Origin of the sequence: Massilia sp. H6 (assembly GCF_024802625.1) — a bacterium.
Lineage (GTDB): Bacteria > Pseudomonadota > Gammaproteobacteria > Burkholderiales > Burkholderiaceae_D > Telluria.
Map to the genome: position 1 here is coordinate 3,666,903 of NZ_CP103371.1, position 21,616 is coordinate 3,688,518.

The window sequence follows — 21,616 nt, forward strand, 5'->3', positions numbered from 1 at the left end:
CGAATAAAAACCAGCAAAGTATGCCACGCCTACCTGATTTACTCACCAACAATCCACGCACGTGATTCTGATTCATGGTTCCGCGACGTTTAAAACTAATGGGCGACTTGGCATCGACGATGCGGATTTTTTTACGATTCCTGGATTCTAACCAGGGAGTGCACTGCAGCTCGGCCGGTTTCGACAGAAACAGCCTCATGCACACCGCATGAAGCACACTGCTGCCGTTGGCTATGCTTGACGTAACTTGCCAAACCATCTAGCTTGGGGCTGCGGTACACGATTATCCATGTTCTTGTTTTGCGGTTGATCAACCAGCTCATCGATATGCGCACACAACGTTCCGGCGACAGCAGCCAGGCGCAAGGCCAGCGCCACCCTGTCGGCCCAGGCGCCGACCAGGACCATCAAGGCCATCGTGGCGGCGTGGGCGACGACGACGACGACGGCAACCCCACCGCCGCGCTCGAGGCGGCCGTGCTGCAGCTCACCCAGGACCAGATGCTGATCAACCAGGCACTGGTAGAAAAAATCCTGTCATGCCAGCATATCGAGAGCGCCCTGCGCGAGTCCGAGCAGAAGCTGCACGACCTGCTGGCCCACCAGCGTGCCAACCGCGAAGCCGAGCGCAAGCGAATCGCCGGCGAGATCCACGATACCCTCGGCCAGAACCTGCTGGCGCTGCGGATCGACATCGTCATGCTCTACCAGCACACCGCCGCCCGGCAGGGGCGCTTGCACGACTGGGTGGGCGCGGCGCTCGACAATGTCGATACAACCTTGCGCACGGTTAAACAGCTGATGGGAGACCTGCGGCCCAGCGGCCTGGAGCTGGGGCTGCAGGCCACGCTCGACATGGAGGTGCGCAAGTTCATCCGCGCCAGCGGCATCGCCTGCCAGCTCGAAGCCGACGCCATTGCCAACCTGGCGCTGAACGAAGAAACCGTGCTCACCACCTGCCGGGTGCTGCAAGAATGCCTGAACAATGTATTTCGCCATTCCCTGGCCAGTCGCGTCAGCGTGGTGCTGGGCGTGGCCGACGGCGTGCTCGACATGGTGGTGTCCGACAATGGCATCGGCTTCGACCCGGCGGCGCCGCGCCGGTCCAGCAGCTACGGCCTGTTCGGGCTCGAAGAGCGTCTCGCCGCGCTGGGCGGGAGCTTGTCGGTCGCCAGCGACCGCACCCATGGCACGGCGGTGTCGATGCAGCTGCCATTCGTGACGTTACCTGCCGATGCCTCCGATGCTCCACCAATCGGCTAAAATCATGGTCTGAATACCATCCATATCAACTGACCAGACGCAGCGCCTCGGCGCCGTCGGGACCTAGCAGCTCTTGCCTGACCTATGCCGATACCGCCCGAGCTGCTAACTGCCATGACCGAGCGCCTGTCACCGAATGGCGGGCCGGCCACTGCAGACGCTGCCGTCAAGGTCTGGCACTGTGTTTTCTCCCGGTTCAATCCCCTGATTGGCCCGGTGAGCACGCAGGCGCTGTTCGCGCGTGCGCTCGCGCTGCACCAGCATGCCTTTCCCTGGCTGCCGCAGGCGCTGACGCCCGAACAGTCGCGGCAAGCGTTCGATATCTTTGCCGGCACCCTCGTTGGCCAGCCAGCCGATGCACTGCTGGCGGCCAACCGCGCGCTGCTGGAAACCTACTCCACCGAATTGGCCGACCTGATCGGCACACGGCTGGCAACCCAATTCCTGCGCTCGGCTTTTCCGCCCGACGACGCACCATGAGAATTATCTCGGAGAATGCGGCATGACCGACCAAATCGACCTGCAACCCCTGCCGACCGGCGTCCCCGGGCTCGACACGATCCTCGGCGGCGGCCTGCCCCAGCTGTCGTTCAACATCATCGGCGGCACGCCCGGCAGCGGCAAGACCACCTTCGCCCAGCAGATCATGTTCGGCCTGGCCGGCCCGGATCGCAAGGCGCTGTTCTTCACGGCGATGGGCGAACCGCCCGTCAAGATGCTGCGCTACCAGCAGCAATTCAGCTTCTTTGATTTCGACAAGGTCGGCGACTCGGTCAATTTCATCAGCCTGGCCCCCCAGGTCGAACAAGGCAACTACGATGCCGTGCTGGCCCAGATCCTGGAAGAAGTACGTACCCACCAGCCTGGCCTGGTCTTCATCGACTCGTTCCGCTCCTTTATCGAGGGCGCGCGCGACGGCGACCAGGACATGGCGGCGCTGCAGAAGTTCGTGCAGCACCTGGTGGCGCACATGACCACCTGGAAGGCCACCAGCTTCCTGATCGGCGAATACACCTCGAACGAGACGCACCAGAATCCGATCTTTACCGTGGCCGACGGCATCTTCTGGCTCAACCAGGTGGTGCAGCGCAATGCGATGGCGCGCAAGCTGCAGATCGTCAAGATCCGCGGACGCAAGCAGCGCCCGGGGCTGCATTCGTTCCGCATCGACCAGGGCGGCATCGAGATCTTCCCGCGCGTGCTGCCGGCGCCAGAGCCGATCGGCGCCGAGCCGCCGGTGCGCCTGCCGCCCGCGCGCCTGTCGAGCGGGGTGGCGGTACTCGACGAGATGCTCGGCGGCGGCATTCCGGCCGGCTACTCGACGCTGCTCGTCGGGCCGACCGGTTCTGGCAAGACCATGCTGGCAACCGAGTTTCTGGTTGCCGGCGCGGCCAATGGCGAAACCGGCGTAATGGCCCTGTTCGAGCGTAGCCCGAGCCAGATGATGAACCAGAAGCTCGACCAGCTGGTGCGCACCGGCAGCGTCGGGCTGCAGAGCGTTCGCGCGCTCGACCTGTCCACCGACGAGATGCTGCACGAACTGGTGACCCTGATCGACCGCATGGGCGCGACCCGGGTCGTGCTCGATTCGCTGTCAGGTTTCGAAATGGCGCTGGCGCCCGAAGACCGCGAAGACTTCCGCGATTCGCTCTACCGCATGACCACGGTGCTGGGCTCGAAAGGCGTGACCATCCTCATGACCAGCGAACTCGAAGACCATTACCAGGAGCTGCGCTTCAGCCCCTATGGCAGCGGGGTGCTGGTCGATGTCGTGATCATGCAGCGCTATATTGAATCGCAGTGCGAGATGCATACCCTGATTTCGGTGATCAAGGTGCGCGGCAGCAAGCACAGCCGGCAGATCCGCCGCTTCGAGATCACCGACGACGGTATCGTCATCGGCGAGGGAGCAGCGCCCTATGACGGCGTGCTGCTCGGGCACTCCAACCCAAGCCGGCCCTGAACGCGGCTTAGCGGGCAGCCGCCGGAAAGAACAGCTGCTCGCCTTGCGGCCTGAAGGCGGCAATGTGCGCCTGGCCCTCGCCCGAGGTGATCCATTCGATGAGCGCCCTGGCGCCGCGATAGTTCACGCCCTGGTGCCTGGCCGGATTGACGGCGATGATGCCATAGGGGTTGAACATGCGCTGGTCGCCTTCGACCAGCACGGCCAGGCCGGTCCGGGCGCGGTAGGCGCCGTAGGTGGCGCGGTCGGTGAGCGTATAGGCCCGCATTTCGGCGGCCATGTTGAGCACTTCGCCCATGCCCAGTCCGGCCGAGACATAGCTGGCGCCCGCCGGCTTGGCCGCGGCTCCCTGCCAATAGGCCTTTTCCATCACATCGGTGCCCGAATTGTCGCCACGCGAGATGAATCGCGCACCGCTGGCGGCAATCTTGCGAAACGCCGCGATGACGTCCTTGCCGCCCTTGATAGCGGCCGGATCGGTCGCCGGGCCCACCACGATGAAGTCGTTATACATCACGTCGCGTCGGTCCACGCCCCACCCTTCGCGCATGAACGCATCCTCGAGCTGGCGCGCATGCACCAGGGTGACGTCGACGTCGCCGTTGCGGGCCAGTTCGAGCGCCTTGCCGGTGCCCACCGAGATCACATGCACTTTCATGCCGGTCCTGGCCTCGAAGGCTGGCAGCAGCACCTTGAGCAGGCCGGAGTTCTCGGTGCTGGTGGTGGTCGAGAGCTTGATGATGTTCTGGGCCTGCGCCGCCGGTGCAGACAACAGCAAGCTCGACAGCAAGCTCGACAGCAAGATGGTAAACAGACGACGTTGCATGTGTTCTCCTGGGTGGATCGCCGATCGTTCAGCGCAGTTCAAGGCGGCCATCGCGCAGCTTCAGGCGCTCGATGCCGGGCAGACCGATCAGGTCGCGGTCGTGGCATGCCATCACCACGCTGCTACCTGCAGTCAAGAGGGTCGGGATCAGGGCCATCACCTGCTCGCGCGCCAGGCCGTCGAGGTTGGCGGTGGGCTCGTCCAGCAGCAGCAGGCGCGGGGCCAGCACGCGCGCCCGGGCCAATGCGACGCGCTGCTTTTCGCCGCCCGACAGGCGTGCCGGGTCGGTATCGCGCAGGTGGGCCACGCCGGCCCATTGCATCGCTTCTTCGACCGCGCTCGCCGCGCTGCGCCGGCTGTCGCCGCGCGCCAGCAAGCCATACGCGATGTTATGAAACACGCTGGTCGAAAACATGATCGGATGCTGGTGCACGAACACGATGGCGCGCCGCAGCGCTGCCGGATACGGGTGCAGCGGCAGGCGCTGGCCGTCGAAGTCGACCGTGCAGGCATCAACGCGTTCGAGGCCGGCGAGCATGCGCAGCAGGGTCGACTTGCCGGCGCCGTTCACGCCGGTGAGCACATAGGCGCTGGCCGCCTTGATGGCGAGCGTGTCGATCTCGAACAGGATGCGCTCGCCGTGGCGCTTGCGCAGCCCGTGCACGGTCAGCAGGGGCGCGCTCACATTCGCCCCCCGGCCGCATGGGCTTCGCCCTGCAGCAGCACCAGCGCGCCGTTCATGAGCAGCGCCAGCGCCACCAGCACGATGCCCAGCGCGATACCCTGCGCGAATTCGCCCTTGCTGGTCTCAAGCGCGATGGCGGTGGTGATGGTGCGGGTCTGGCCTTCGATATTGCCGCCTACCATCAGCGCGCAGCCGACTTCCGAGATCACCCGGCCAAAGCCGCTGATCACGGCGGCCATCACGCCGTAGCGCGCCTCGTGCAGCACGGTCATCATCACGCGCCAGCGCGAGGCGCCCAGCGCCACGGCGGTTTCGGCGTAGCGCGGATCGGCCGCCTGCACCGCCGCCAGCGTGAACGCCAGCAGCACTGGCAGGCCGATGATGACCTGGCCCAGGATCACGCCCTGCTGGGTAAACAGCCACTCCAGGCTCCCCATCGGCCCGCGCCGCGACAGCATCAGGTAGAGCAGCAGGCCGATCAGGACAGTCGGCAGCGATAGCGCCGCCTGCGCCAGCCACACGGCCAGGCGGCGCCCCGGAAACCGGTGCAGCGCGATCACGTAACCAAGAAAAATCGCCGGTGGCGCGGCCAGCAGCAAGCCAAGCACGCTGGTCTTGACCGAGACCCAGACGATATGCCACAGCGCCGCATCGCCGGAAAACAGCAGCGCGAACGCATGCGACGTAGCGTCCAGCACGATCAAGCCTGTCGTGGGGTATGGATCGGGGCGTTCAGGGGTTCGAGCAAGTCCGGCTCGAACACCAGCCGGTCGTGCCCGGCCAGCAGCAAGAAGTGCTTGCCGGAGCAGCGCGCCAGCAGCGACATGCCGACTTTTTCTGCCACCATGTGGCCCATCTGGGTAGTGCCGGAGCGCGACAGCAAGAAAGGAATGCCCATTTGCGCGCCCTTGATCACCATCTCGGAGGTAAGGCGGCCGGTGGTGTAGAACACCTTGTCGCCGCCGCTAAGGCCGTCTAGCCACATCAGGCCGGCGATGGCGTCGACCGCGTTGTGGCGGCCGACGTCTTCGACGAAATACAGCAGCTCGCCCAGGTCCGAGAACAGTGCGCAGCCATGCACCGAGCCGGCCTGCTTGTAGATCGACTGCTGGGTGCGGATAGCGTCGACGATGCGGTACACCACCGACTGCGCCAGGCGCGCGTCCATGGGCAGCATGATCTGGTCGACTTCGTCCATCAGTCCGCCGAACACCGAGCCCTGGCCGCAACCGGTGGTCACCACCTTCTTGGCGGTGCGCTCCTCGATGTCGAGGATGCCGTGGCGCGTCACGACCGCCACCGCATCGACTTCCCAGTCGACATGGATCGACACGATATCGTCGATCGAGCGCACCAGGCGCTGGTTGCGCAGGTAGCCGAGCGTCAGCGCTTCGGGTGCGCCGCCGAGCGTCATCAAGGTGACGATCTCGCGCTTGTCGACATACACCGTGAGCGGGCGTTCGGCCGGAATGGCGATGTGCGAAGCGCGGCCGCGCTCGTCCAGCGCGCTGACCTCGTGGGTGAGGCGCGCGCTGGAACTAGACAGTTCAGGCCGGTAGCGTGGCGAAGTCAGTGGCAAGTCGTTGTGGTTCATCTCGCCAATTGTGCCATGCCGGCCAGAATTTGGCCGCCACCATAGCTGCTTTGCGCGGCCACCTCCCCGCCCGGCGTAATTTTGATCGCGCAATATTTAAATTCCGGGATCTTGCCAAACGGATCGAGCGCCGCGTTGGTCAGGCGGTTGATGGCGGCCTCGTAGTAGCAGAACGGCACGAAGATCGCCCCCACCGGCGAACTGTCGTCGGCCCGTGCATACAGCACCACTTCGCCACGGCGCGATGCGATCGTGATCGGCTGGCCAGGCGTGATGCCCAGGCGCTCCATGTCGAGCGGATGCACCAGCGCCACCGGATCGGGCTCGATCGCGTCGAGCACCGTGGCCCGCCGCGTCATGCTGCCGGTATGCCAGTGTTCGAGCTGGCGGCCGGTAATGAGCACCATCGGATACTCGGCGTCAGGGCGCTCGTCGGCCGGGATGATATCGGCCGGCACGAAGCGCGCCCTGCCGCCCTCGCGCGGGAAGATTTCGGTGAACACCACCGGCTGGCCGAGGTCGCCCTCGTTCAGGCACGGATAGACCACCGCGCCGTCGCGCTCAAGGCGCTCCCAGGTGATGCCGCCGATGCTCGCCATGGTACGGCGCATTTCGTCGAACACTTCCGACACATGGCCATAGTTCCACGGCAGGCCGAGCTGGTTGGCCATCTGCTGGATGATCCACAGGTCCTGTTTGGCGTCGCCCGGCGGGTCGATCGCCTGGCGGCCCAATTGCACCAGGCGGTCGGTGTTGGTGAAGGTACCGGTCTTTTCCGGGAAGCTCGACGCCGGCAGGATCACGTCCGCCAGGTAGGCGGTCTCGGTCAGGAAGATGTCCTGCACCACCAGGTGCTCGAGCGCGGCCAGCGCGGCGCGCGCATGGTTCGCATCCGGGTCGGACATGGCCGGGTTCTCACCCATGATGTACATGCCCTTGATCTGGCCATGATCGATCGCATCCATGATCTCGACCACGGTCAGTCCCGGCTTCGGGTCGAGCGTGGCGCCCCAGGCAGCCTCGAAACGGGCGCGTGCCACCGGGTTGTCGACGCGCTGGTAGTCCGGCAGCATCATCGGGATCAGGCCGGCGTCGGAGGCGCCCTGCACGTTGTTCTGGCCGCGCAGCGGATGCAGGCCGGTGCCAGGACGGCCGATCTGGCCGGTCATCAGGGCCAGCGCAATCAGGCAGCGCGCATTGTCGGTGCCGTGCACGTGCTGCGACACGCCCATGCCCCACAGGATCATCGATCCTTTCGAGGTGGCGTACAGGCGCGCCACGTAGCGTATGGTCTCGGCATCGATGCCGCAGATCGGCGCCATCGCTTCCGGGCTGTACTCGGCCACGTTCTTTTCCAGGTCTTCGTAGCCGATGGTGCGGCTGGCGATGAAGCCGGCGTCGACCAGGCCTTCGGTGACGATCACGTGCATCATGGCGTTGAGCAGCGCGACGTCGGTATCGGCCTTGAACTGCAGGTAGCGGTGCGCATGGCGCGCCAGTTCGGAACGGCGCGGATCGAGCACGACCAGCTTGGCGCCGAGCTTGACCGCGTTCTTGATCCAGGTGGCGGCCACCGGATGGTTCACGGTCGGGTTGGCGCCGATGATGACGATCACCTCGGCGCGCGTCACGTCCATGACCGGGTTCGAGACCGCGCCCGAACCGATGCCTTCGAGCAGGGCCGACACCGACGAGGCGTGGCACAGGCGGGTGCAGTGGTCGACGTTATTGGTCTGGAATCCGGTGCGCACCAGCTTCTGGAACAGGTAGGCTTCTTCGTTGCTGCCCTTGGCCGAGCCGAAGCCGGCCAGCGCGTTGCCGCCATGGCTGTCGCGGATGCGCGCCAGCTTGCCGCCGGCGAGCGCAAGCGCTTCTTCCCAGCTCGCTTCGCGGAAGACCTCGAGCACCCGGTCCGGGTCCATGCTGAAGTCGCCGGTTTTCGGCATGCCTTCGCGCCGGATCAGCGGGCGGGTCAAGCGGTGCGGATGGTGCGCGTAGTCGAAGCCATAGCGGCCCTTGACGCACAGGCGGCTCTGGTTGGCCGGGCCGTCGCGGCCCTCGACGAACAGGATCTTGTTGTCCTTGACGTTATAGGTCAGCTGGCAGCCGACGCCGCAATACGGGCAGACCGATTCGACCTGCTTGTCGGGGATGTTCAGCGCCACTTCGCGCGCCGGCATCAGGGCGCCGGTCGGGCAGGCCTGCACGCATTCGCCGCAGGCCACGCAGGTCGAGGCGCCCAGCGGATCGTCCTGGTCGAACACGATCTTGGCGTTCTCGCCGCGGAAGGCCATGCCGATCACGTCATTGACCTGCTCGTCGCGGCAGGCGCGCACGCAGCGCGTGCACTGGATGCAGGCATCGAGGTTGACGGTGATGGCGGCGTGGGTGGCATCGATGCGCGGTTGCGCGCGGGTGCCGGCGAAGCGCGGCTTGCCCAGGCCGAGTTTCTCGGCCCAGATATCGACTTCGTTGCGGCGCGTGTATTCGGCTTCCGGCATGTCAGATTGCAGCAGTTCGAGCACCATTTTCTGGGCCGCGAGCGCGCGCGGGCTGTCGGTGCGCACCTTCATGCCAGCTGCCGGCGCACGGCAGCACGACGGCGCCAGCACGCGCTCGCCGTCGATCTCGACCATGCAAGAGCGGCAGTTGCCGACCGCTTCGTAGCCTTCTTTGTAGCAAAGACGCGGGATCTCGACGCCTTCGCGCGCGGCGACTTCGATCAGCGACTCGTATGGCAGGGCCGCCACCTGGCGGCCGTTAAGTTCGAATGTGACGGTAGGAGTATTCGCGTTCATGACGGTTACCTTTGCTCAGCCAGCTCGTGCGGGAAATATTTGATGACACAGTCGAACGGATTCGGCGCGGCCTGGCCCAGGCCGCAGATCGACGCGTCGCGCATGACCTGCGACAGCTCGCCCAGCAGCGCCACGTCCCAGACCGGCTTGCGGACGATATCGAGCGCCTTGGCGGTGCCGTTGCGGCAGGGCGTGCACTGTCCGCAAGACTCGTCCTTGAAGAAGGCCAGCGTGTTGCGCGCGGCGGCCGTTGCGCTGTCGTGGTCGGACAACACCACCACCGCGGCCGATCCGATGAAGCAGCCATAGGGCTGCAATGTGTCGAAGTCGAGCGGAATGTCGCCCATCGACGCCGGCAGGATGCCGCCCGAGGCGCCACCCGGCAGGTAGGCATAGAAGGCGTGGCCCTCTTGCATGCCGCCGCAGTACTCTTCGATCAGTTCCGTGATCGTGATGCCGGCCGGGGCCAGTTTCACGCCCGGATCGCGCACCCGTCCGGATACCGAGAACGAGCGCAGGCCACGTCGGCCATGGCGCCCGAACCCGGCGAACCAGTCGCCGCCGCGCTCCAGGATTTCGCGCACCCAGTGCAGCGTCTCGAAATTGTGCTCCAGCGTCGGACGGCCGAACAGGCCGACCTGCGCCACGTAGGGTGGGCGCAGGCGCGGAATGCCGCGCTTGCCTTCGATCGATTCGATCATGGCCGATTCTTCGCCGCAGATATAGGCGCCGGCGCCGCGCCGCAGGAAGATCGGCGGCATGCCCGCTACTGGCGGGTCGGCGCGCAGCTGCTCCAGCGCGGCTTCGAGCGTGGCGCGGCAGCCGTGGTATTCGTCGCGCAGGTAGATATAGATGGCCTCGATGCCGACCGCCCAGGCGGCGATCAGGGCGCCTTCCAGGAAGCGGTGCGGGTCGCGCTCGAGGTAGACGCGGTCCTTGAAGGTGCCCGGCTCGCCTTCGTCGATGTTGATCGCCATCAGGCGCGGGCCGGCCTCGGCGCGCACGATGCGCCACTTGCGCCCCAGCGGGAAACCGGCGCCGCCCAGGCCGCGCAGGCCGGATCCTTCCAGCGTGCCGATCACCTGCTCGACGTCGTGCTCGCCGGCGATACAGCCGCGCAGCAGCGCATAGCCGCCGCCCTCGCGGTAGGCGGCATAGTCGACATGCTCGCCAGCGCGCTCACGGGTTTCGCCGTTTGCGACCTTGGCCACCAGCGTTTCCACGGTTGCATGCGGCACCGCATGCTGCCCCACCACCGCCGCCGGCGCCTGTTCGCAGCGCCCGATGCAGGGCGCTTCCAGCACCCGCACCTCGCGGCCCAGCAGGGCCGGCAGCTTCTCGAGCAGTGCCGCGGCACCCGCCATCTCGCACGACAGACCAGCGCACACGCGCACGGTCAGCGCGGCTGGCGCCGCCTCGCCTTCTTTGACCACGTCGAAGTGGTGGTAGAAGGTGGCGACCTCGTAAACCTCGGTCTGCGCCAGGCGCATCTCTTGTGCCAGGGCGGCCAGGTGCTGGCTCGACAGGCAACCGAAACGGTCCTGGATCTTGTGCAGGTGCTCGATCAAGAGGTCGGCCTGGCGCGATTCGCTGCCGAGCAGTGCCTGGACTTCGCCCAGTGCCTGCGGATCGACGCGGCGGCCCTTTGGGGCTTCGCGTTTGCGCTGGCGGCTGGCGCCTGCAGGGTTATCGATGCGAGCGATCGGGATGATGGGGTGGTTCATGGTAGTCCCAGTATTCGATGTTGCGTTGATTCGATGATGGTCAGTCGCGGCGGTCCGGGAGATGGCCGAACGCGTGGGCCAGAAATCTGCCCACGCGTTCGGATCAAGCTAACAGGCCGTCGATCAGAACATGGCAGACGCCTTCTGCAGCGTCACCCAGATGCCGAACATCAGCGGAATGCCGACTGCCATCCAGGCGAACGCCGTCACTGCCGGGTTGCTGGTCGCGGCGACCGTGCCGCGGCCGGCGGCACGAACACCGCTGGAGGCGGTGACCTGCTTCTCGCGCGCCAGCTTCTTTTCGGCGGCCAGTTCGTCGTCGGTCATGAAGTGACGGTCGTCCAGCGGACGGATCATTGCGTTCAGTCCGATGCCCACCACGACCAGGCCGGTCAGCACATACATCGTCACGTCATAGGCTTGCGCCTTGGGCACCCCGTTGGCGATCTGGTACTCGCGGATGTAGTTGATCAGGAGCGGACCGACCACACCGGCCACCGCCCAGGCGGTCAGCAGGCGGCCGTGGATCGCGCCGACCATCTGGGTACCGAACAGGTCGGCCAGGTAGGCCGGTACCGTGGCGAAGCCGCCGCCGTACATCGACAGGATGATGCAGGTGCAGGCCACGAACAGCGCCAGCTGGCCAGCATGGCCCGCCGAGGGAATCGTCACGTACAGGATGGCGCCCAGGATCAGGAAGATGAAATAGGTTGCCTTGCGTCCGATGTAGTCGGAGCACGATGCCCAGCCGAAGCGGCCGACGATGTTAAACAGCGACAGCAGGCCGGTGAAGCCGGCGGCGATCGCCGCGATCTGGCTCTTCTGCCCCGCATCGAGGTCGTTGATGCCCAGGTCGACGCCGATCAGGCGCCCGCCGAACACTTCTTGCAGCAGCGGCGAAGCCATGCCCAGGATGCCGATGCCGGCCGAGACGTTCAGGAACAGCACGCCCCAGATCAGCCAGAACTGCGGAATGCCCCAGACGCGGCTGGCGTGCACGTGACGGGTGGTGATCATGGTGTTGGCGCTGGTGGCAGGCGGGGTCCAGCCTTCCGGCTTCCAGCCGGTGGCAGGAACACGGTAGGTCATCGCACCGGCGACCATGAAGACGAAATAGATTGCAGCCAGGGCCAGGAAGGTTTCCCAGACGCCGACCGAGTTGGCAGTGGCGAAATGCTTCATGAGCTTGTCGGCCAGCGGTGCGCCGATCACGGCGCCGCCGCCGAAGCCCATGATGGCCATGCCGGTTGCCATGCCGCGGCGGTCCGGGAACCATTTGATCAGGGTGGACACCGGCGAGATATAGCCGAGGCCCAGGCCAATGCCGCCGATGACGCCGGAACCGAGCCACATCAGCCAGATCTGGTGGGTGTAGACGCCGAGCGCCGAAATGACCAGGCCGCCGCACCAGCACAAGGCCGATACCAGTCCGGCCTTGCGCGGCCCGGCGTGCTCGAGCCAGCCGCCAAACAGCCATGCCGCCAGGCCGAGGAAGACGAAGAACAGCGTGTACATCCAGCCCAGCATGGAAATCTTCCAGTCGCAGGTGGTCGCGAATACTTGCGCCATGAAGCTCATGTCGGCCGGGCAGGCCAGCGACTCGGTGATGCCGAGCGCTTTCGACAGCGGCAGCCAGAACACAGAAAAACCGTAGGCCATGCCGATGCACAGGTGGATCGCCAACGCCGCGGGGGGAACCAGCCAGCGGTTGAAGCCCGGCCCCGCAATCGTGTGCTCCTTGTCAAGAAAACTTAGTCCAGCCATATCGTCTCCAGAATCTTATAGGTGTCGGAATATGCTTTTGATAGCATATTTAATCGTCAAATTTTGTTATTTGAGCGAGACTAACATGATGCTTTCTGGGTAGAAATAGGCTATTTTGAGCATATGCTAAACATCCACATTCGCCCGCATTGGGAAATCAGTATCAAGGGAGAAGCGCCGCTCGACACCGGCAACCTGCTGGGCCTGCTGCTAGCGATCCAGGACACCGGCTCGATCGCGCAGGCGGCCAAGTCGGTCAAGCTGTCCTATCGTTATGCATGGGGCTTGCTGCGCGCGGCCGAACAGCTGTTCGGCCAGCAGTTGCTGCAGACCGGACGGGGACGTGGCACCGTGCTCACGCCGCTGGCGCAAAAGCTGGTCTGGGCCGACCGCCGCATTGCCGCGCGCCTGTCGCCTACGCTGCAAAGCCTGGCCTCCGAACTGGAAACGGAACTGGTGCGCCTCACGGCCGGCCGACTGCGCGCGCTGCGGCTCGACGCCAGCCATGGCCTGGCGGTGGCAGCCCTGATGGCCCGCGTCGACCGCGATGCCCTGCCGATCGATTCGCGCTACCGAACCAGTACCGATGCGGTGGTGGCGCTGGCCCGGCGCGAGTGCGACCTGGCCGGCTTCCATGTCCCGATCGGCCGCTTCCAGGCACAGACCGCGGCCTGGTACCTGCGCTGGCTCGATCCGGGCCAGCATTGCCTGGTGCGGGTGGCGGGCCGCGAGCAAGGCCTGATCACGGCGCGCGGCAATCCGCTCGGCCTGCGCGGCCTGGCCGACCTGTCCAGTCCTGGCGTGCGCTTCGTGAACCGGCAGGCCGGCTCCGGCACCCGCATGCTGCTCGAGATGATGCTGGCCGACCAGGACTTGCCGGCCGAGGCGATCCAGGGCTTTCATAGCGCCGAGTTCACCCACTCGGCGGTGGCCGCCTATATCGCCAGCGGCATGGCCGACGCCGGGGTCGGCATGCGCGCGGCCAGTGCCCAGTTCAAGCTCGATTTCATCCCGCTGGTGAGCGAGACCTATTATTTCGCGGTGCGCCGCGACGCCCTCGACGAGCCGGCCATGGCCCAGCTGCTGGCCTTGATGCGCGAGCCGGCCTACCACGCGCAGGTGGCGGCGCTGCCCGGCTACAGTGCCACCGGTACCGGCGAAGTGGTATCGATCGAAGAAGCGTTTTCGCTGCCGCCGCGCGCCGCCATGCATCCTGCGCTTTAGCGGCGCCGCTTCTTCCAGTTGTAATCGGCGCCGGTGACATCCACGCCCGGATGGCCGACCAGGTCCGGATGCTCGGACGCCATCGTAATAAAGCGCAGGCCTTCGCCCTCGCGCTGGCGCCTGCGCAGCGTCTCCATGTGCTGCATCGCCTGCACCATGTCCGAGGTCTCGAACAGTTTCTGGTGCGGCGTGCAGCGCTCGTCTTCCACGACGGTCCAGTACACCATATACATTGCTTGCTCCCTGGTTTCGACTGCCTGACAGATTTTAGGGGCTGGATGAGCGCAAAAGCCAGACAATGCTTATAGAACGTAGGATCTATCCTAAATCCGGCTTATATGTGCGCCAATTCACACAACCCATCGCGCTCGCCAATTAGGCTGGTCCTGTCTTCTTTAACGCGGGCCAGAACATGAACATACAACTATCTTCCCAGCCAGCGGGCATGCCCGAGCTGGCGCTCTGGGGTGGCCTCGAATGCACGGTCAATCGCGTACGCGACAATTACTTCAGCCAGATGGATCGCAACGGCCACGCAGAACGCCTGCAAGACATCGAGCGTTTCGCCTCGCTCGGCATCAAGGCGATCCGCTACCCGGTGCTATGGGAGCGCACCGCGCCCGACGGCCCCGAGTCGGCCGACTGGTCCTGGCCCGACGAGCGCCTGCCGGCGCTGCAGCAACTGGGCGTCACGCCCATCGTCGGACTGATCCACCATGGCAGCGGCCCCCGCCATACCAGCCTGGTCGATCCAGCCTTTCCTGAAAAGCTCGCCGGGTACGCCGGCGCCGTCGCCGCGCGCTACCCCTGGGTCGAGTACTACACCCCGGTCAACGAACCCTTGACCACGGCGCGCTTTTCCGGGCTGGCTGGCGTCTGGTACCCGCATGGCGACGACGAGGCCACCTTCGTGCGCGCCCTGCTCAACCAGTGCCGCGCCACGGTGCTGTGCATGCGCGCGATCCGCGCCGTCAATCCGGCTGCCAAGCTGGTGCAGACCGACGACCTGTCCAAGACCTACGGCACCCCCGAGATGGAACAGATTACCACTTTCTTCAACGACCGCCGCTGGCTGGCCTGGGACCTGCTGTGCGGAATGGTCGACCAGCAGCACGCGCTCTGGAGCTACCTGCTGGCCTCGCAGGCGACGCCGGAAGAACTGCTCTGGTTCCGCGACAACCCCTGCGCGCCCGACATCATCGGCGTTAACTACTACGCGACCAGCGAGCGCTGGCTCGACCACCGGCCGGAGCGCTACCCGGAATCGCGCCGCCACGTCTATCGCGGCGTGCCGCATGCGGATATCGAAACCCCGCGTGCGCTGGCCACGCCCACGCCCGGCATCGGGCCGCTCCTGATGGAAACCTGGGAACGTTACCGGCTGCCGATCGCCATCACCGAGGCCCATATCGACGCCAACCGCGAAGACCAGCTGCGCTGGCTGGTGGAGATCTGGAACGCGGCGCGCAAGGCGCGCCAGCAAGGCGCCGACCTGCGCGCGGTGACGGTATGGGCGCTGCTCGGCTCCTACGACTGGAATTGCCTGGTGACCGAATGCCACGGCTACTACGAACCGGGGCCGTTCGACGTGCGCGGTGCGCAGCCGCGCCCGACCGCGCTGGCCACTTTAATGCGCGAACTGGCCACCAACCGGCCGCTGTCAAGCCCGGTGCTGCAGGGCGAAGGCTGGTGGCGCCGGCCCGGCCGCTTCTTGTGCAAACCGGTGGCCACCCGCACCGCGGTGGCCGACATTGCCATCCGCAGCCAGTTCAAGTCGAGCACCGTGCAGCCGATCCTGATTACCGGCGCGACCGGCACCCTCGGCTCGGCCTTCGCCCGCATCTGCGACAAGCGCAACCTGCTTTGTCACGTGCTCACGCGCCAGGAAATGGACATCAGCGACCCGCAGTCGGTGGAAGCGGCGATCAATCTCTACAAGCCGTGGGCGATCGTCAACGCCGGCGGCTATGTGCGCGTGGACGAAGCCGAGGCCGATGTAGAGCGCTGCATGCGCGAGAACGCGCTGGGGCCGGCCGTGCTGGCGCTGGCCTGCATCCGCCACCAGTTGCGCTTCATGACCTATTCCAGCGACCTGGTATTCGACGGCAGCAAGGGTTCGCCGTATGTCGAGTCGGATGCCCCCAATCCACTCGGGGTCTACGGCCGCAGCAAGATGGAGGCCGAGCAGCGCGTGCTCGATGCCGACCCGCAGGCGCTGGTGATCCGCACCAGCGCCTTCTTCGGACCCTGGGACCGCCACAACTTCGTCACCCAGGCGCTCGATTCGCTGCACGCCGGGGAGCCGTTCCAGGCGGCCGGCGACGTGCTGGTGGCGCCCACCTATGTGCCGGACCTGGTCAACGTCTCGCTCGACCTGCTGATCGACCGCGAGCGCGGCATCTGGCACCTGACCCACGCCGAAGCGGTGAGCTGGGCCGACCTGGCGCGGCGCGCCTGCGCTGCCGCCGGCGTCGATGGCACCGGGCTGGAGGTAGTAGCGTTTGCCGATTGCGGCTATGCCGCGCCCCGGCCAGGGCTGAGCGCGCTCTCGAGCGAGCGGGCGCAGATGCTGCCATCGCTGGACGACGCGCTGCGACGCTATGTAGAGGCGGTACGCGAGCAGGCCCATGGCCGCGATGCGCTGGCGCCGGGAGAGGCGACGCATTACGCGAGCTGAGATGGGCTATTCGGACGCCACGAACTGCAAGCGGTACAGATTGGCGTACATGCCGTTGGCCTCGAGCAGCTCGGCATGCGTGCCCTGCTCGGCGATGCGGCCGTGCTCGAGCACCACGATGCGGTCGGCCCGTTCGATGGTCGAGAGCCGGTGGGCGATCACGATGGTGCTGCGCCCGGCCATGAGCGAGTCCAGCGCGGCCTGCACCGCGCGCTCGGATTCGTTGTCGAGCGCCGAGGTGGCTTCGTCGAGGATCAGTATCGGCGCGTCTTTGTAGATGGCACGGGCGATCGCCACGCGCTGGCGCTGGCCGCCGGACAGGCGCATGCCGTTCTCGCCGATGCGCGTGTGTACGCCCTGCTCCAGCTTGGCGACCACGTCGAGCAGGTGCGCGGCCCGGATGGCGGCGTCGAGGCGCTCGTAGTCGATCGACTCGACACCGTAGGCGATATTCGCCGCCAGCGTGTCGTCGAACAGCACCACGTTCTGGCTGACCATGGCCAGCTGGCCGCGCAGGCTGGCCAGGCGGATGTCCGGATAGGGCACGCCGTCGAGCAGCAGGCGTCCCTGTTGCGGATCGTAGAAGCGGGTCACCAGGTTCACGAACGTCGACTTGCCGCCGCCGGAAATGCCCACCAGCGCCACCGTCTGCCCCGGCTGCACCTCGAGGGTGACGTCGTCCAGGGCCAGGTTCATTGCATTTGGATAGCGGAAGCTGACGTTTTCCAGGCGCAGGTGGCCCTGCGCGCGCGGCATATCGCGGGTGCCGGTATCGAGCTCGGCTGGCGAATCGACCAGGCCGAACACCGTTTCGGCCGCCGCGATCCCGCGCTGCATCGGGCCGTTGACTTCGGCCAGCGACTTGAGCGGCGTGAGCAGCATCAGCATCATGGTGACGAACTGGACAAACTGGCCCTGGGTCATATCGGCCTGGATCGCCAGCACGATCACCAGCGACAGCGCCATCGCGGTGGCAATCTGGGTAATCGGCGTGGTGGCCGCGAAGGCCACCGTCATGCGCTGCGAAAAACCGCGCAGGGCTTCGCTGCGCGCCTGGAAGCGGGCGCGCTCGTAGCGTTCGCCCGAAAACACGCGGATCACCTGGTGGCCGCGCGTGGCTTCTTCGACCACTTGCGTCATTTCGGCGGTGACGCGCTGGTTGTCGCGGTTCAGGCGGCGCAGGCGTCCGGTGGTGGTGCGTACGATCACGGCGGTTACCGGAATCACGACAATCGCCACCAGGGTCAGCTGCCAGTTCAGGTAGAGCAAGGTCGCGAGCAGGCCGATCACGACCAGGGTGTCGCGCACGCAGGCCACGAACACCGACTGCAGCATGTCCACCACCTGGCGCACGTCGCCCACCACGGTGTTGATGATCTTGCCGGTCGACTCTTCGTGGAAACGCGCCACCGGCAGGCGCAGCACGCGCTCGAACACCATCGCGCGCAGGTCGTTGAGCACGCGGCTGGTGACCCAGTTGTTGAGATAGGCGGTAGAAAAAGTGCCGATGCCGCGCAGGACAAAAATCGACACCAGCACGCCGGGAATCCACCACAGGCTGAACGGCACTTTATCCTTGAAGCCCAGGTCGATCAGCAGCTGCAGCGCCCAGCCCAGCAGCGGCTGGGTGGCGGCGGTGAGCGCCATCGACAGCAGGGCCAGCCACGAACGCGCCTGGTAGGGCTTGACGATCGCCAGCAGGCGTTTAACGATGACCTTGTTTTCCACGCTTATGTTCCAACCTTGTTAACGAACTTGTTGTCCATCTCGTCCCTCGCATTCAGGCAAAAGCCCATGAGCAGAAATACCATGAGCGCATAGAACATGCTGCCCTTGAGCGACCAGAAAATCACTTCGGTCAGGCCGAAGCTGAAGTAACTGAGCACCACCAGCATGCCGGCCAGGGCCGGCGCAAACTGTGGCATCCCCGCCTGGGCGCCGCGCCCGAGCATGCGGGCGAAAAAGGCGAAGGGCGCGGCCAGGATGCCGAGCCAGGCCAGCAGGCCGACGACGCCGCCCGTGGCCAGGGCCTGCAAGGCATCGTTGTGCAGATGTTCGGCCGGGGTGATCACGTCCTGGACCTTGCCCTCGGCGGCCAGCCGGCTCAGCTCGGTGCGCAGCGTGGTCGGATCGCGCCCGACCAGCGGGCGTTCCTGGATCAGGAAGCCGGCCGCCTTCCACAATTCCAGGCGCATGCCGACGTTCGAAAACGCACTGCCGCCGTCGAGCCAGGTGCGCACGTCGCTCACGCCCTGCCCGACCCGCTGCTGCAAGCCGGTGGCGGGAATGAAGAACGTGGAGGCGAACAGTGCGAAGCTGCCGACCAGGAGCAGGCGCAGGCGCCGGCTGCGCAGCAGGTGCGCATAGGTCAGGAACAGCAGCGCGGCCAGCGCCAGCGCGATCCAGCCGCCGCGGGTGCCGGTCATGACGCATCCGGCCAGCCCGGCCACCGCGCCGAGCGCCGGCGCGATGGCCTTGCGGGTGCTGTGGCGGTAATCGATCGCGGCCGCCAGCGCCACCAGGGCAAGGCACAGCGCGATGTCGCCAAAGGTGATCGCGTTGAGCCAGCCGCCGGGGCGCTCCATCGCCAGCACGATGCGCTGGTAGGCGATGAAGGGCAGCGCGCAGACGGCGCCCATGATCACGCCCCACCACAGCGTGGCGCGCGGCGGGCGCGCCAGCACCACCAGCGCCGCCGCGCTCAGGCCGAACAGCATGCGCGAAGGATTGTCGAGATAGTCGAGCCCGGTTTCCGGGCGCACCAGCACCCAGACCACGGCCAGCAGCAAATTGAAGGCGAAGGCGGCCACCACCCAGCGGATGTCGCGCCAGTGCGGCGCCAGCGCGCGCCACGCCTTGCGCGGCACGCACAGCGCGACCAGCAAGAAAACGAGGCTGCTAAAGCCGATGCCTGAAGGCGTAATGAGGCTAAAGAAAGGAAACAGGAACACCAGGACACCGATCCCGCGCTGCATCGGCATCCCGATGTTCGTCTGATTATTGTTCATTCATGTACTTGTGGGATATTCTTGCGGACCCTGAGCGCCCCATTGCCAAACCCATGCAGCAGACCACGCAGCAGACCGGAACCATCTCGGTCGTGATCACTACCTACAACCGTCCGGACGCCCTGCGCGCGGTGGTGGAAGCCTGTTTCTTGCAGGACGACAAGAATTTTGAAATCATTATCGCTGATGACGGCTCCACTGCCAACACACGGGAGATGCTCGATCGCCTGCGTCCGCGCGCGCCGGTGCCCTTGACCCACGTGTGGCAGCCCGATGCGGGATTTCGCGCCGCGATGGCGCGCAACCGCGGCACGCTGGCGGCAACCGGCGACTATATCATCTTCCTCGATGGCGATTGCATCCCGCAGCGCGACTTCGTCGCGCGCCATCGGCGGCTTGCGCGCCCCGGCTTTCTGGTGTCGGGCAGCCGCATTTTGCTCAGCCCCGCGCTAACGCACAAGGCGCTGCTCGAGCAGATCGACCTGCCGGCCATGGGCCTGCTCGACAAGCTGCGCTACCGGCTGCGCGGCGACATCAACAAGGTCTTGCAGCTGCTGTTTCGGCTACCCGACCTTGGGCGCGAGCGGCGCAGCTTCAGCTGGCGCCGCATCAAGAGCTGCAACCTGGCCGTGTGGCGCGCCGACCTCGAGAAGGTCAACGGCTTCGACGAGAGTTTCGTCGGCTGGGGCCATGAAGATTCCGACCTGGTGGTGCGCCTGTTTCATGCCGGCGTGCTGCGCAAGGACGGGGCCTTCGCGACCGAAGTGCTGCACCTGTGGCACCGCGAGGCCAAGCGCGACGAGGAGTCGAGCAACCGCAAGATAGTACTCGAGCGCGCGGCCAGCAAGACCACGCAGGCGGCGCGCGGACTGCGCGAGCATGCAGGCGAAGACTTCTCTCCACGCTGAGGCGCCATCCGTCCATGCGGGGCGCATTGACCTTGCGCCGCCGGTATGGAAGTATCCGGCTGGTCCCCCACCGATCATGGAAAGAGAGCTTCTTGTGCGCCAACTGTTCGTGATGCTCGCCGCCGTAGTGCTGTGCAGTGGCGCCGCGGCCCAGGCCTACCAGCCCGGCTTTGCTCCCGCTACGCTCAAGGGGCCGGCATCGGGCCCGGCCAACGAGGTGCTGGTACTGGGCTCGCGCCACTTGTCGAGCCTGCCGGCATCGTTCGACCCGGCCAGCCTGCGCCCGCTCGAAGACCGGCTGGCCGGCTGGAAGCCGCACGCGATCGCCATCGAAGCGCTGTCCGGGCCGCAATGCGAATTCCTGCGCCGCTATCCGGTGCGCTACCGCGACACCATTGGCACGTATTGCCCGGATACGGCGCCGGCGCAAGCGGCGACTGGGCTCGACGTCGCCACGGCGACCGCCCAATGGGAGGCGCTGCTCGCGGCCTGGCCGGCACACCCCACGGCCAGCCAGCGCCGCCGTCTTGCCACGCTGTTCATGGCCGGCGGCGAGCCGGCGTCCGCCGTGGTGCAATGGCTGAGATTGCCACAGGCCGAACGGCGCGCCGGCGACGGCCTCGACCCCGCCCTGGCTACCCAGCTCGACACCCTGTTAAACCAGCGCAATGAGCGCATCCTGATCGCGGCGCGCCTGGCCGCAAGGCTCGGTCACGAACAGGTGTATCCGATGGACGACCATACCGCCGACCGCGCGATCGGGGATCGGAAAGCCTGGGCCGACGCTGTCATGACGGCCTGGAACAACCCGGCGACGGACCAGCGCGCCAAGGCCGACGCCGCGCTGGACGCACGACTGGGCGCGCCCGACGGCGTGCTGGCGATGTACCGCGCCGACAATGCTCCTGGCCAGGCCGCGCTCATTTTCAGGAGCGACTTTGGCGCTGCGCTCGAAGAGCCTTCGGCCAAGCGCATCGGTCGCCAGTATGTCGGATACTGGGAAACGCGCAACCTGCGCATGGCGGCCAACATCCGTGACGTGCTGGCAGAGCGGCCCGGCATGCGCCTGCTGGTGATCGTCGGCGCCTCGCACAAGGCTTACCTCGAAGCTTACCTGCACCAGATGCACGATGTGCGCGTGATCGACGCCGCGCCGCTGCTGCGCTGACGAGCGAGGGCAAG

17 protein-coding genes are annotated in these 21,616 nt (G+C 66.1%); 7 read left to right on the top strand and 10 right to left on the bottom strand.

The genetic code is table 11. The features are described from left to right. The first annotated feature begins 327 nt into the window (after window positions 1-327). The 3 genes from NRS07_RS16470 (at window position 328) to NRS07_RS16480 (ending at window position 3,226) form a co-directional block, all read left to right on the top strand. Window positions 328-1,263 (top strand): sensor histidine kinase, encoded by a 936-nt coding sequence (locus NRS07_RS16470; protein ID WP_259208852.1) that lies wholly within the window; start codon window positions 328-330, stop codon window positions 1,261-1,263. 114 nt (window positions 1,264-1,377) lie between these two features. After that, entirely contained in the window at window positions 1,378-1,743 is a 366-nt protein-coding gene (locus NRS07_RS16475; RefSeq protein WP_259208858.1) for a hypothetical protein, read from the top strand. Between the two features lie 22 nt (window positions 1,744-1,765). Next, window positions 1,766-3,226, top strand: a complete 1,461-nt coding sequence (locus NRS07_RS16480) for an ATPase domain-containing protein (RefSeq protein ID WP_259208860.1) — start codon at window positions 1,766-1,768, stop codon at window positions 3,224-3,226. 7 nt (window positions 3,227-3,233) lie between these two features. Here NRS07_RS16480 and NRS07_RS16485 read toward each other — a convergent pair whose 3' ends face one another. From NRS07_RS16485 to NRS07_RS16515, 7 genes are all read right to left on the bottom strand, one after another. Beyond that, window positions 3,234-4,052: a substrate-binding domain-containing protein gene (locus NRS07_RS16485; protein ID WP_259208861.1), complete on the bottom strand. Its 819-nt coding sequence runs from the start codon at window positions 4,050-4,052 to the stop codon at window positions 3,234-3,236. 28 nt (window positions 4,053-4,080) lie between these two features. Then, window positions 4,081-4,737, bottom strand: coding sequence for an energy-coupling factor ABC transporter ATP-binding protein (locus NRS07_RS16490; protein ID WP_259208863.1), 657 nt, complete (start codon window positions 4,735-4,737; stop codon window positions 4,081-4,083). Continuing rightward, window positions 4,734-5,441, bottom strand: coding sequence for an ABC transporter permease (locus NRS07_RS16495; RefSeq protein WP_259208866.1), 708 nt, complete (start codon window positions 5,439-5,441; stop codon window positions 4,734-4,736). Before NRS07_RS16495 ends, NRS07_RS16490 begins: the two co-directional genes overlap by 4 nt. Beyond that, a complete protein-coding gene (locus tag NRS07_RS16500) occupies window positions 5,438-6,331 on the bottom strand; it encodes a formate dehydrogenase accessory sulfurtransferase FdhD (RefSeq protein ID WP_259208867.1) in 894 nt (297 codons plus the stop codon). The genes NRS07_RS16495 and NRS07_RS16500 overlap by 4 nt, the downstream gene beginning before the upstream one ends. After that, complete coding sequence (gene fdhF, locus NRS07_RS16505; RefSeq protein ID WP_259208869.1) at window positions 6,328-9,129, bottom strand: formate dehydrogenase subunit alpha; 2,802 nt, start codon at window positions 9,127-9,129, stop codon at window positions 6,328-6,330. Before fdhF ends, NRS07_RS16500 begins: the two co-directional genes overlap by 4 nt. Window positions 9,130-9,134: 5 nt before the next feature. After that, window positions 9,135-10,853 carry an NAD(P)H-dependent oxidoreductase subunit E gene (locus tag NRS07_RS16510; RefSeq protein ID WP_259208873.1) on the bottom strand — a complete coding sequence of 573 codons (1,719 nt, stop codon included), beginning with the start codon at window positions 10,851-10,853 and terminating at the stop codon, window positions 9,135-9,137. Between the two features lie 123 nt (window positions 10,854-10,976). Beyond that, a complete protein-coding gene (locus tag NRS07_RS16515; protein WP_259208874.1) occupies window positions 10,977-12,617 on the bottom strand; it encodes an OFA family MFS transporter in 1,641 nt (546 codons plus the stop codon). Between the two features lie 123 nt (window positions 12,618-12,740). Between NRS07_RS16515 and NRS07_RS16520 the strand changes: the two genes are divergently transcribed. After that, complete coding sequence (locus tag NRS07_RS16520; protein ID WP_259208876.1) at window positions 12,741-13,841, top strand: helix-turn-helix transcriptional regulator; 1,101 nt, start codon at window positions 12,741-12,743, stop codon at window positions 13,839-13,841. Here NRS07_RS16520 and NRS07_RS16525 read toward each other — a convergent pair. Continuing rightward, window positions 13,838-14,074 carry a hypothetical protein gene (locus NRS07_RS16525; protein ID WP_259208878.1) on the bottom strand — a complete coding sequence of 79 codons (237 nt, stop codon included), beginning with the start codon at window positions 14,072-14,074 and terminating at the stop codon, window positions 13,838-13,840. The genes NRS07_RS16520 and NRS07_RS16525 overlap by 4 nt on opposite strands. Before the next feature lie 179 nt (window positions 14,075-14,253). On the opposite strand from NRS07_RS16525, the gene NRS07_RS16530 reads away from it, so the two are divergent. Beyond that, window positions 14,254-16,518, top strand: a complete 2,265-nt coding sequence (locus tag NRS07_RS16530) for a family 1 glycosylhydrolase (RefSeq protein WP_259208880.1) — start codon at window positions 14,254-14,256, stop codon at window positions 16,516-16,518. Window positions 16,519-16,524: 6 nt separating this feature from the next. On the opposite strand, the gene msbA is transcribed toward NRS07_RS16530, so the two are convergent. Further along, entirely contained in the window at window positions 16,525-18,246 is a 1,722-nt protein-coding gene (gene msbA, locus NRS07_RS16535; protein ID WP_259208881.1) for a lipid A export permease/ATP-binding protein MsbA, read from the bottom strand. 2 nt (window positions 18,247-18,248) lie between these two features. Further along, window positions 18,249-19,526 (bottom strand): O-antigen ligase, encoded by a 1,278-nt coding sequence (locus NRS07_RS16540; RefSeq protein WP_259208883.1) that lies wholly within the window; start codon window positions 19,524-19,526, stop codon window positions 18,249-18,251. Window positions 19,527-19,579: 53 nt separating this feature from the next. Between NRS07_RS16540 and NRS07_RS16545 the strand changes: the two genes are divergently transcribed. Continuing rightward, entirely contained in the window at window positions 19,580-20,434 is an 855-nt protein-coding gene (locus tag NRS07_RS16545) for a glycosyltransferase family 2 protein (RefSeq protein ID WP_259208884.1), read from the top strand. A 94-nt stretch (window positions 20,435-20,528) separates the two neighbouring features. Beyond that, window positions 20,529-21,602, top strand: coding sequence for a DUF5694 domain-containing protein (locus NRS07_RS16550; RefSeq protein ID WP_259208886.1), 1,074 nt, complete (start codon window positions 20,529-20,531; stop codon window positions 21,600-21,602). Window positions 21,603-21,616 lie beyond the last annotated feature (14 nt).

Coding starts and splice junctions, on each gene's coding strand:
- NRS07_RS16500 (WP_259208867.1), bottom strand. CDS start 6,331: ATGAACCACAACGACTTGCCACTGACTTCGCCACGCTACCGGCCTGAA.
- NRS07_RS16520 (WP_259208876.1), top strand. CDS start 12,741: ATGCTAAACATCCACATTCGCCCGCATTGGGAAATCAGTATCAAGGGA.
- NRS07_RS16515 (WP_259208874.1), bottom strand. CDS start 12,617: ATGGCTGGACTAAGTTTTCTTGACAAGGAGCACACGATTGCGGGGCCG.
- NRS07_RS16470 (WP_259208852.1), top strand. CDS start 328: ATGCGCACACAACGTTCCGGCGACAGCAGCCAGGCGCAAGGCCAGCGC.
- NRS07_RS16530 (WP_259208880.1), top strand. CDS start 14,254: ATGAACATACAACTATCTTCCCAGCCAGCGGGCATGCCCGAGCTGGCG.
- NRS07_RS16510 (WP_259208873.1), bottom strand. CDS start 10,853: ATGAACCACCCCATCATCCCGATCGCTCGCATCGATAACCCTGCAGGC.
- NRS07_RS16545 (WP_259208884.1), top strand. CDS start 19,580: ATGCAGCAGACCACGCAGCAGACCGGAACCATCTCGGTCGTGATCACT.
- NRS07_RS16480 (WP_259208860.1), top strand. CDS start 1,766: ATGACCGACCAAATCGACCTGCAACCCCTGCCGACCGGCGTCCCCGGG.
- NRS07_RS16540 (WP_259208883.1), bottom strand. CDS start 19,526: ATGAACAATAATCAGACGAACATCGGGATGCCGATGCAGCGCGGGATC.
- NRS07_RS16475 (WP_259208858.1), top strand. CDS start 1,378: ATGACCGAGCGCCTGTCACCGAATGGCGGGCCGGCCACTGCAGACGCT.
- NRS07_RS16525 (WP_259208878.1), bottom strand. CDS start 14,074: ATGTATATGGTGTACTGGACCGTCGTGGAAGACGAGCGCTGCACGCCG.
- fdhF (WP_259208869.1), bottom strand. CDS start 9,129: ATGAACGCGAATACTCCTACCGTCACATTCGAACTTAACGGCCGCCAG.
- NRS07_RS16485 (WP_259208861.1), bottom strand. CDS start 4,052: ATGCAACGTCGTCTGTTTACCATCTTGCTGTCGAGCTTGCTGTCGAGC.